Here is a 10,724-nt window from a genome sequence, read left to right on the forward strand (position 1 = left end):
CGTTCGCCTGGCTATCTGCTGTCACCGTGCCGCTCCTTTTTGCAAGGTCAAGGTACTGTTATTTCAAACTTCGCTCCGTCGGCATCGGCAACACAGTATAGCCATCGGGTGGCGCGCAACGCCCACCGCCGCCCTGGGTCAACTTGCCTTCTCGTCGCCTGCTGCTGCCTCGACGGTCACACCCAGCAGGTTGCGATAATAGAGACTGACCATGTTCGCGTACTCGCGCCCGATCTCGTCGCCCCACTCGGGCATGTCGGAGATCAGATCATTCGTCGCACTGCCCAGCGCCGTGCTCAGCAGGGTCGCGGCTCTCAACCGCGTTTCGTCCACGCCGGGATATTGCGCGTGGAGCTTGGCAAAGAGCACGTCGGAAACAGCCTGCGTCGAGCCGATCCGCACCTCTTGCAACACGGGCACCGCCCGCATGACCCGCAAGATCCATTCGCCGCCCGGAACTCTGCGCGCGGCCCGCCGCACCTTCGTCAAAAGATCCAGGCGATGTTCGACAACCTGCTCGAGCGGACCATCGAAACCGAGTTGCCCGGTCGCGATCGAGCGGAACACGACACGATCCTCGGCCTTCATCGCCCGATCGCCCATCTCCCTGAGAATGGCATACTTGTTTGGGAAATACCGATAAAGCGCAGGCGGGGTCAGTCCCGCACGCTCGCAGATCATATTGGTCGAAAGACGTTCGATGCCCACCTCGCCAAGCAACTCGCCGGCGACCTTGAGAATGATTTCAAACGTGACCTTGGAGCGATCCTGCGACGGCGCGAGCTTGGTATTGAGTTCGACATCCTGGTCGCTCCCGCTCTTTGCTCTTCTCGGCCGTGCCATCGCTGTTCCTTGAACTTTCAGATTACCTCCTGATCCACTATCCGCAGTGCCGGGCAATATCCAGCAATCGCTAGGAAGACGCGCCGACACTCCGCGACAGCGCCATGGTTTCGTCAAAGCTGGACAGCGCGCCGACCGTGCCCAAGCCCATCGCCACTTGCGCCGCGGTTGCCGTCGCGAAACGAAGCGACGCTTCTTCATCAAGGCCGCGCAGCCGCCCGGCATGGAACCCCACGCAGAAGGAATCGCCGCAGGTTGTCGTGTCGACAGGATCGATGGGCAAAGCGGGCACCTGCACCGCGTAATCCGGCTTCAACAGGATGGCGCCTTCGTGGCCAAGCTTGAAGACGCATCCCCCCGCGCCCATTGCAATGAACCGATCGGCTGCCGCGCGCAGATCGTCATTGCCGTGCAGGTGCAGCACTTCGGCAAGGCTCGGCATGAAGAGATCGACATAAGGCAGGATGCGGGCAAGATCCTCCATCGTCCCCTCACGCGGGGAAACAAGATCGCAGGTCACGAACGCGCCCGCCGCCTTTGCCGCCTTCAGGATCGCGACGGCCTGTTCTCCAATGCCAGGGAAGTTTACCGCTCCCCAATGAATGGCCCGGATCTGGGGCAGCGCCGCTGCCAGGTCCTCATGCAGGGGCGTGACCATGCTCGCGCCGACCATATGATAGGTCGAACGTTGGCCGATGCTGCGCACGGGAAGCACCGTCGAGGAGGTGGGAAACTGCTCGTTGGTGACGAGGAAACGAAGATCGACCCCGGCCTTCTCCAGGCCATGGCGAACCGCAACCCCCTGCAGATCGTCACCGATTGCCGATGCAAGGGCGACCTTCAGCCCGAGCTTTGCGGCAACCATGGCAGCCCCGCCCGCCGTTCCCGCCGGGGAGAGCAGGATCGATTCCACCAACATGCCGCTATCGATCGGCGGCAACTCGTTCACCGGCCGCACCGCGATATCGACTGTCAGCAGGCCGACAGTGAGAAGATCAATCGACTGGTCCATGGTTGTTCCTCGCAGCATGCGTTCAGGCCAGGGCCTGGAGTTCTTCCGCAGCTTTCGCTGCTGCCATTGCCAGGATCACCGGCGAAGGTTGCAACTCGGCCATGCGCGCCCGGGTCGCGGCAAACGCCCCATCCGCCGCAGCAACCGCCATATCGATGTCAGCTTCCGTCATGCAGGCGGCGATGAACATGTTATGCCAGGGATGAATATAGACGCCGCGCTGCAGCATCTCTTCTGCCCAGGCAAAGCCGACGCGCAGATCGGGATCGTCGTCGAACAGCATGATCGGCATTTGCGACGGCCCCGTCTGGCGCAGGCCGAACCCGTGCCGCTCGGCAGCGCTGGCCAACCCGGCCCGCAGCCGGTCACCCATGCGGATCATCTGTTCAAGGTAATCGCTCTCGCGGATGATGCGCAGCGTCTCGAGCGAGGCTGCCATCGGCACGGCCGCGAACCAATAGGAGCCGGTGACGTAGATCGAGCCAGCGCCCTTGCGGCAGCGATCCGATCCCAGCAGGATGGACAAGGGCTGTCCGTTCGCCACGGCCTTGCCCCAGCAGCTCAGATCAGGCTGCACGCCGACAAGCGACCAACTGCAATCCCGCGCCAGCCGGAAACCGGCGCGCACATCATCGACAACCAGCATCGCCCCGGTTTCGTCGCACAGCTCCCTTGCCCGGCGCGCATAGACCGGATCGGGCAGCGCCTGGTCGAAAAAGGCATCGTGCTTGAACGGCGTGGCGAAAATAGCGGCCAGGTCTTCGCCGGCATCGCGAACCGCGGCCTCGAGGCTCTCGGCATTGTTGTATTCGTAATAGCGCAGCATGGCGCGATCTTCGGCCACGACGCCAACGGGATTGGGCGTGCACCAGGGCGCCGCGCCATGATAGGCGCCCTTGGCCAGGAGCACGATCCGTTTGCCGGTTTGCGCGCGAGCGGCGACCATCGCCATGCTGGTGGCATCCGTGCCGTTCTTGCAGAACATCGCCCAGTCCGCATGGGTCACCATCGAAACCAGTGCTTCGGCAAGATCGACCATCACCGGCGATGGTCCGGTCATGGTGTCGCCTTTTGCCGCCTGCGCAGCGGCCGCCGCGTCCACCCGCTGATCCCGATACCCCAGCAAGCTCGGCCCATAGGCGCACATGAAATCAAGATAGCGGTTGCCATCGGCATCCCAGATGTATGCGCCTTCCGCTCGCTCGAAAAACTGCGGGAACGTGGCAGGCAGCGCATGCACCGCCTCGTGGCCATACATGCCGTTGGGAATGACCTTGAGTGCGCGAGCCTTGAGATCGCGATCGGCAGTACGATCCATAGAAACCTCGACAATGATAGTGTGAACTATGTAATTTTGAGCTTGTGAGATTGTCAATTCGCTTTCCGCAAAGGCTGGAAATATCGAACCAGGCCAACCCCATTTGCAACGAAACGACAGAAATCATCCGCTACGGTCGACATAATAAAATCACGCACTCATCAGCTTTCAACAAACGACGGCGGTGCAGATGATTTTCAGCCGGTTACGGAAAATTCCGCCTGAAGAAGATATACCCTATCGTCCGTAGGAAATCTTCGAGATCTTTTCTCGAAACGCGTCCATATCTTCGACCGACAGGTGGTTTGGCTCACCCAACTGCTGCGCCAGGAGGTATTGCCGGCAAAGAATCTCGAGCCGATGGGCGAACATCATCGCAATGGGCATCGAAGGCCCGCGCGCGGTCATGCCGTGGTTGGCCATGAGGCAGGCGTAGCGATCGATCAGCGCGTGCGAGACATCTTGCGCCAGCGTTTCGCTGCCAAAGGTCGAATACGGCACGCAGGGAACGTCGTCCCCACCGAACAGGCCGACAAGGTAGTGAAACGGCGGCAACGAATGGCAATGGCACGACACCGCAACACAATTGTCGGAGTGCGTGTGCACGATTGCGGTGGTATTGACATCGTTGCGATATATGCCGGCATGCAACTGCCACTCGCTCGACGGATCGAGACTTTTGTCCCAGTCCCCCGATGCGTTGACGTAGACAATGCTCTCTTCGCAAATATTGTCGCCATCAGCGCCCGCCGGTGAAATAAGCATGCCATTACCGAACCGGACACTCAGGTTTCCCGAAGACAGCTCGGTCAGGCCGAGGTCCACAACCCGTCGGTAAGCCTCTGCCAGCTGGTTTCTTGCCTGCTTTTCGGTTTGATCGCTCATGAGCCCTCCTTGCGCGAAACGCGCCGCCGAAAGCGCCTTTCAAAGGCACGATTCGCTCCATCCAGATGCACAGATACCGCACCCAATAGAATAGTCCAGACTATTGTTTATGTCGGCTGCATGCGCTACTCTGCCGCTGCGCTTGACGAGAAGGGATGCGACGAATGGACAGTGTCGAGATCGGAAGCCTGGGAACGCTTGCCGAATTCGGTTTCACCGGCGGCCGCGATAGCATCCGCCCCTTTGCAGAGCGCGTTTTTGCCGGCCCGGAGCCTCGTTTCCTTCAGGACCAGGACGGGAACCTGGCGGTTTTCCGCAATGCGGATTTGCAGAAACTGGGCGCCCTGCCTCAGATCGGCAACGTTCCCGCCGGGGTCCTGTTTGGCGAATCGCTCGCGCGGATGGACGATCCCACGCCGCCATTGGGTGCCGAAGTCGCGCGCGTGGTGGCAAACCAGGTCTTCACCGCCAATCCGCCGATCCATCGGCCGGTGCGCAAGGCGCTGGTTTCCCGCCTCGGCCCCAGAGAGGTGAGCGCGATGCGGCCGGTGGCGGAGGAAACCGTACAGCAAATCCTCGATGATCTTGCGCCTTTTGGCGAGATAGACGTTATGAGCGACGTCGCCGAACGGCTCACCTGCGGGTTCTGGGGCCGCATGCTGGAGATGGACGCCGACGAAATCGTGGCAATGCAGGCCTATACGCAGGACCTGACCCGGCTTTTTCACTTCAACCGCAACGCCGAAGACTACATCGTGCTTGACAACGCCATGCGCGGATATTGGCGCGTGATCAGGGCAGCGGCCGAGCGCAGCCTTCGTCGGGGCGAGAATCTCTTCGTCGTTGCCTTGGCCGACGACCTCCGGCGGATCGATCTGCCGGACGATCCCGACGAGGCGGGAATCGTCCCGCGCGATGTTGGCGCCATGCTGGCCGGCAACCTGATCGACGGTTTTCATACCGCGGCCCTTGGCGCCGCCAACACGCTGTTCGCGCTGCTGAAAAATCCAGACGCCCTGGCGCGGGTGGTTGCTGACCGGCAACTTGTGACCAGTGCCATCTTCGAAGCATTGCGCCTCGAGCCGCCCGTGATCCACCTGCCCCGCTGGGCGATGGAGGAGGTCATCTTCGCGGGCGTGCGCATACCGCGCGGCGCGATCGTCTCGCTGATGTGGGGCATCGGCGGCTTTGACCCAGCGGCTGTGACCGACCCGCTGCGCTTCGACCTCGATCGCTCGCGCAAGGGCAGCACGACGTTCGGCGGTGGCCAGCACATTTGCCCCGGCCGGTATGTGGCCGTGATGCTGATCGAAGTGCTGCTCGACGCGGTAATGGCCCGCGGCCTGACGCTCACCCCCGGAACGGCAGCGCCGGAATGGATTCCGGCGCACGCCATGGGCCAGATGGAGCGCTTTCCGCTTCGCCTGGCGCCAGCTTCCTGACTGCACAACGCCTTGCCGACGCAGCGCCAGCACGACCAACAACGATATTTATAGCTACTTTATACACAACCACCCCCGCCTGGTTCGAATGAACCGCGGGCACGCCGATTTGAGAGGAGCCGACATGCGCGAGTACACACGATTTTACATCGACGGCCAATGGGTTGAACCGGCTGGCCAAGAGACCCTCGATGTCCTCAATCCCGCGACCGAGGCGGTCGCCGGCCGTATTGCGCTGGGCACCGCTGCCGACGTCGACAAGGCCGTTCACGCCGCGCGGCGCGCTTTTCCTGGCTGGTCTGCCACCAGCCGCGAAGATCGGCTCGCCATCCTGGGCAGCATTCTGGCGGAATACCAGAAGCGCGCCGACGATCTTGCCGCGGCCGTGACCGAGGAAATGGGGGCGCCGGTCTCGCTGGCGCGCAATGCCCAGGTGCAGATCGGTCTGGCGCACCTCGCCACCGCACTGGAAATTCTCAAGACGTTTCCATTCACGCAGGAGCGCGGGCAGACGTTGATCGCGCGCGAGCCGATCGGGGTCTGCGGCCTGATCACGCCGTGGAACTGGCCGCTCAACCAGATTACCTGCAAAGTGGCGCCGGCCATTGCCACAGGCTGCACCATGGTGCTCAAGCCATCGGAGATCGCACCCTTTTCCGCGCAGATCTTTACCGAGATTCTGGAGGCCGCCGGGCTTCCCGCTGGCGTGTTCAACCTGGTTCATGGCGACGGCATTGGTGTGGGCGTGCCGCTTTCCTCGCATCCCGAAGTCGACATGGTGTCGTTCACCGGATCGACGCGGGCAGGCATCGAAGTGGCGCGCAACGCCGCCGCAACCGTCAAGCGGGTGGCGCAGGAACTGGGCGGCAAGAGCCCGCACATCGTGCTCGACGATGCCTATCTGCCGCAAAGCGTTGCCGGCGGCGTGCAGGGCATGATGATCAACTCCGGCCAGTCCTGCAATGCGCCGTCGCGCATGCTCGTGCCGGCCGCGCGCATGGCCGAAGCGATCGAGAGTGCGCGGGCTGCCGCAAGCAGCATCACGGTCGGGCCGCCTGATGGCAACGCCCAGATCGGCCCCGTTGCCTCGCAGGCCCAGTTCGACAAGATTCGCGGGCTTATCCAGTCAGGCATCGATGAAGGCGCAACGCTGGTCGCCGGCGGGGTCGCGCGCCCCGAAGGCCTGGACAAGGGCTATTATGTCCAGCCCACGGTGTTCGCCAACGTGACGCCTGACATGACCATCGCGCGGGAGGAAATCTTCGGTCCCGTCCTGTCGATCATGGCCTACCAGACGCTCGACGAGGCAATCGAAATCGGCAACGACACCGAATATGGGCTCGCCGCCTATGTCAGCGGGGCAGATATCGACACGGCGCGCAAGGTGGCAGCCAGGATGCGCGCGGGCCAGGTATCGATCAATGGCGCGCGCGATCTGATGGCGCCATTCGGCGGCTACAAGCGCAGCGGCAATGGCCGCGAATGGGGCGATTTCGGCTTCCACGAGTTCGTCGAGGTGAAAGCCGTGCTCGGTTACGCCAGCCAGGGATAAACCGGCGCAGCGCCGCGCTGAACAATTTCTCCCACAATTCCAAATCGACCTGACCAAGCACGCATGAAAAGGATGCGATATGAGCGTTGCAATTTCGGCCCCGGAAACCGGGCTCTTCAATCCCAACCCGTCTGACAACTGGAAACCTGTCGAAGGGTCTCCCACGATGAAGACGTGGCTCGAATTCCAGACGGCAGACAAGACCATGGTGACCGGGACCTGGCATTCCACCACCGGCACCTGGCATTCCGAGAACACGCCCTATCACGAATATATCTATCTGATCGCAGGCGCGATCGAACTGACTGCGGATGGCGGCGAGACGGTCAGCGTCAAGGCCGGGGATGCCTTCATGGTCGAGGCAGGGTTCACCGGAACCTGGAAAGTGACCGAACCGGTGCAGAAGCGGTTCTGCCTGCGGCTGGCGTGATCCCCGCCTGATACGCAGGCGCGCAGACCGCCGTCGCGAGAAGGCCTGCTCCGACCGCATGCCGGGGCAGGCCTTCTTATTTGGGCGCGCAACAGGACCGTTACTGGCGGTCGACGGTATGTTAGGCGATGGGAACGTCGAGACGATAGAATTTGGCAGCAGAGCGCGCGAACAGCCACGATTTCTCGTCTGCCGAGGCGGACCGCGTCAGACGTTTGAACGCGTTCCAGGTTTCGACGTAGTCTGCGCCCCAGCGGTCGACCGGGAAGTTGCTTTCGAACAGCGCACGGTCCGGCCCAAAGGCTTCGATGCAGCTTTCTATATACGGCTGCCACAGGCGCGCGAGAGTCTCGGAGCCAACGCGCTGCGTGGGCCCGAGGCCGTCGAGCATCGTGAAGGGCATGCCCAGCCCGCCCAACTTGACGTGAACGTTGGGGCAGGTCGCCAGTTCGCGGATGGCGCGCTGCCAATCGGGAAAGGTCGCTGCCAGCGTGCCGCGGTGCCGGGCGATCCCCAGCGGCGTGCCAACGTGATCCAGCATGATCGGCACGTGCGGAAACGCACGGGCGAGGTCCGTCACTTCCCCGATCTGCGGCGCGAATACCCAGGCATCGAACGAGAGGTCTGCCTCGGCCAATGCGGCAAAGCCGCGCCGAAAGGCGTCGCTGCCATAGAGCCCACGGGGCGCTGGGGCGACCGGGCCGAGTACGCGTTCGTCGTCATGCGGGCCGATGTTGCGGATGCCGCGCAGCTTGCCCGCGCCGGCCGCTTTCGCGCGCGCCAGCGCCGCAGCGGCATCATCGCTGGTCAGATCGACATAGCCCACGATCGCCGCGCACGGCTGGCCTCCCGAAGGATCGCCCGCGCATGCCCGCGCGATTTCCACGACCCGTTCGATCTCACCCAGCGCGCGATCGTTCTCCGATCCGTGTTCGTGGTAGAATGCGCCGCATTCGACATAGACCGTGGCGATGATGTTATGGCCGGTGCGCAAGTCCGCCACGAACTCGTCGCGCAGATACACAGGGTCTTGGACAAAGATATCGTTGAACGGATGCACCGCCTTTGCCGCATAGTGGCTTTCGGGATGATCTTGCCAAAGATGATGGTGCGGATCGATGATCGGCAGATCGGGATCGATCGCGTCCTCGCGCGGCATTATCCGCGCTGCGTTACCCAGCCCCATGCTATCGCTGTCCTTTGCTGTGGCCAAACACCGCCCCTGCCCCAGCGCCTCGGCCATCTTGACCCTGTGAAATGCGGTTCCGGGCCGGCAAAGCGGCTGGCGCTCATATTAATAGCTATCGCTATTGATTGGGTCAAGCCGGTGCGGTAGCATGCGCACTACGCATAGCGGCCCGGAAACTGGGCGCGGCGAGGCCCAGCCGGGATCAGCGCCGCGGTTGTAATAACGATAGCGATTGATGGACAGGAGAACTGAAATGGACACGCTCGCGCCGGCAGACCGGACAGCCGCACAGACCGATACCGCATCGCAGGAATGGCAGATCCGCGTAGAACTGGCCGCGCTCTATCGGCTTGTCGCCCTGCACGGCTGGGATGACGCGATCTATACCCACATTTCGGCGCGACTGCCCGGGGATGATCACCACTTCCTGATCAATCCCTATGGGATGTTTTTCGAAGAGATCACGGCCTCGTCGCTGGTCAAGATCGATCTGGATGGCAAGATCATCGAGCCGACGCCGTACAAGGTCAACCCGGCCGGCTTCACGATCCATTCGGCGATCCACGGCGCGCGCGAAGACGCCCGGTTCGTCATGCACCTCCACTCCGATCACGGCGTTGCCGTGTCGACCCACAGCGAGGGGCTTCTGCCACTGACTCAGCATGCGCTCATCGCGCTGCCCTCGATCAGCTACCACGGGTATGAAGGGATCGCGCTCAATCTTGAGGAGCGTGAGCGGATCGTCGCCGACCTGGGGGACAAGAAGACCATGATCCTGCGCAACCATGGCACGCTTGCGGTGGGAGAAACGGCGGCAGAAGCGTGGCTCGGCATGTATTACCTTGAAAAGGCATGTGCCCAGCAGGTGGCTGCGCTGTCGATCGGGCGAGACAACGTGATGCTTGCGCCAGCCGCTGCGCAGGAAGAAGTGCGGCAGCAGGTGAGTACCGGACGCGCAAAATCGGCGATGCTGGCTTGGCCGGGCTTCCTGCGCCAGCTCGATCGCCGCTTGCCCGGTTACGACAGCTGAGGTCCTGCCGGTTTAGCCACGGCGGGGCAGCGTATCAGGCTTTGCCCCGCCTTTGCTGCCGCGGCAACTGTACGTGGAACACCGCGCCACCATCCGGGCGGTCGCCTGCCAGGACTGTCCCGCCGTGCGCCTCGACAACCGCTTTCACCACGGCGAGGCCAAGGCCACTGCCTCCGTGCACCCGGCTGCGCGACGGTTCACCCCGCCAAAAGCGGCGAAAAACCTGATCGGGCTCGTGCGACGGCAGACCGGGACCACGATCGGTAATGATCAGCAAGGCGCTGGCACCATCGATTTTCGTTTCGACTTCGACCACCCCACCTGTTGCGGCATGCCGGCGGGCGTTGTCGACAAGCGCGAGCAGGACCTGTCCCAGCCGTTGCTCATCCATCTCGGCCAGGGTCGGCGCGAGGCGCGTTTCCAGGCGCATGCCGGCGCTGGCCAGGATCGGCTCGAGGGCGTGCAGGTGCGTGGCGGCGAGCAGCGCCATATCGGCCAAACGCACATTCAGTTCGAGACGGCCGGTATTGGCCAGGCTGAGCGTCTGCAAATCCTCAACGATGCGCGCGAGCAGATCCACCTCCTGGATCAGCGCGGCGATCGCGGGACCATCGGTGGCAAACACGCCATCCAGCTGGCCTTGCAGCCGCCCGCGCAAGATCGTCAGCGGGGTGCGCAACTCGTGCGCGATGGCCGCAGAGCCTTCGCGCAGATCACGGTCATAGGCTTCCAGCGCCTCGGCCATACTGTTGAAATCGGACAGCAATTGCCGTAGCTCGCCCGCGCCAGGCGGCCCTTCGGCCGCCCGCGCCGACAGATCGCCCGAGGTGATCGCGCGCGCCGCGTGGCTCACTGCCTCGATCGGGCGGGCCAGGCGGGTGGCCAGCGCCAGGCCAACCGCGATGCCGAACATCGATGCCAGCGCAGCCAATCCGATCAGCAGCACGCTCTGTTCGTGGTCGATGGTCTGCGCGATCCGCACCCGTTCCTTGTAGAGCGCGACAGCAGCTGGCGCCGGCGGGC

10 protein-coding genes are annotated in these 10,724 nt (G+C 63.0%); 4 read left to right on the forward strand and 6 right to left on the reverse strand.

All coding sequences use genetic code 11. From position 1 onward, the window contains the following. Positions 1 to 138: 138 nt before the first annotated feature. The 4 genes from H926_RS28980 to H926_RS28985 form a co-directional block, all read right to left on the reverse strand. Positions 139 to 843: a TetR/AcrR family transcriptional regulator gene (locus tag H926_RS28980; RefSeq protein ID WP_022677714.1), complete on the reverse strand. Its 705-nt coding sequence runs from the start codon at positions 841 to 843 to the stop codon at positions 139 to 141. 70 nt (positions 844 to 913) lie between these two features. Further along, positions 914 to 1,855, reverse strand: a complete 942-nt coding sequence (locus H926_RS0119055) for a carbohydrate kinase family protein (RefSeq protein WP_022677715.1) — start codon at positions 1,853 to 1,855, stop codon at positions 914 to 916. A 22-nt stretch (positions 1,856 to 1,877) separates the two neighbouring features. Then, entirely contained in the window at positions 1,878 to 3,173 is a 1,296-nt protein-coding gene (locus tag H926_RS0119060) for an aminotransferase class III-fold pyridoxal phosphate-dependent enzyme (RefSeq protein ID WP_022677716.1), read from the reverse strand. A 237-nt stretch (positions 3,174 to 3,410) separates the two neighbouring features. Then, a complete protein-coding gene (locus H926_RS28985; protein ID WP_022677717.1) occupies positions 3,411 to 4,058 on the reverse strand; it encodes a class II aldolase/adducin family protein in 648 nt (215 codons plus the stop codon). A 164-nt stretch (positions 4,059 to 4,222) separates the two neighbouring features. Between H926_RS28985 and H926_RS0119070 the strand changes: the two genes are divergently transcribed. The 3 genes from H926_RS0119070 (at position 4,223) to H926_RS0119080 (ending at position 7,482) form a co-directional block, all read left to right on the forward strand. Beyond that, positions 4,223 to 5,500, forward strand: coding sequence for a cytochrome P450 (locus H926_RS0119070; RefSeq protein WP_022677718.1), 1,278 nt, complete (start codon positions 4,223 to 4,225; stop codon positions 5,498 to 5,500). Between the two features lie 124 nt (positions 5,501 to 5,624). After that, positions 5,625 to 7,052 (forward strand): aldehyde dehydrogenase family protein, encoded by a 1,428-nt coding sequence (locus H926_RS0119075; protein ID WP_022677719.1) that lies wholly within the window; start codon positions 5,625 to 5,627, stop codon positions 7,050 to 7,052. A 79-nt stretch (positions 7,053 to 7,131) separates the two neighbouring features. Next, positions 7,132 to 7,482 carry a cupin domain-containing protein gene (locus H926_RS0119080; protein WP_022677720.1) on the forward strand — a complete coding sequence of 117 codons (351 nt, stop codon included), beginning with the start codon at positions 7,132 to 7,134 and terminating at the stop codon, positions 7,480 to 7,482. Positions 7,483 to 7,603: 121 nt separating this feature from the next. On the opposite strand, the gene H926_RS0119085 is transcribed toward H926_RS0119080, so the two are convergent. Continuing rightward, complete coding sequence (locus tag H926_RS0119085) at positions 7,604 to 8,668, reverse strand: amidohydrolase (RefSeq protein ID WP_237741108.1); 1,065 nt, start codon at positions 8,666 to 8,668, stop codon at positions 7,604 to 7,606. A 256-nt stretch (positions 8,669 to 8,924) separates the two neighbouring features. Between H926_RS0119085 and H926_RS0119090 the strand changes: the two genes are divergently transcribed. Next, positions 8,925 to 9,701 (forward strand): class II aldolase/adducin family protein, encoded by a 777-nt coding sequence (locus H926_RS0119090; protein ID WP_022677722.1) that lies wholly within the window; start codon positions 8,925 to 8,927, stop codon positions 9,699 to 9,701. A gap of 34 nt (positions 9,702 to 9,735) precedes the next feature. Here the strand turns inward: H926_RS0119090 and H926_RS28990 are convergent. Then, the coding region (locus H926_RS28990) for an ATP-binding protein (RefSeq protein WP_202804769.1) at positions 9,736 to 10,724 on the reverse strand (989 nt) is incomplete at its 5' end.

Origin of the sequence: Novosphingobium sp. B-7 (assembly GCF_000410615.1) — a bacterium.
Lineage (GTDB): Bacteria > Pseudomonadota > Alphaproteobacteria > Sphingomonadales > Sphingomonadaceae > Novosphingobium > Novosphingobium capsulatum.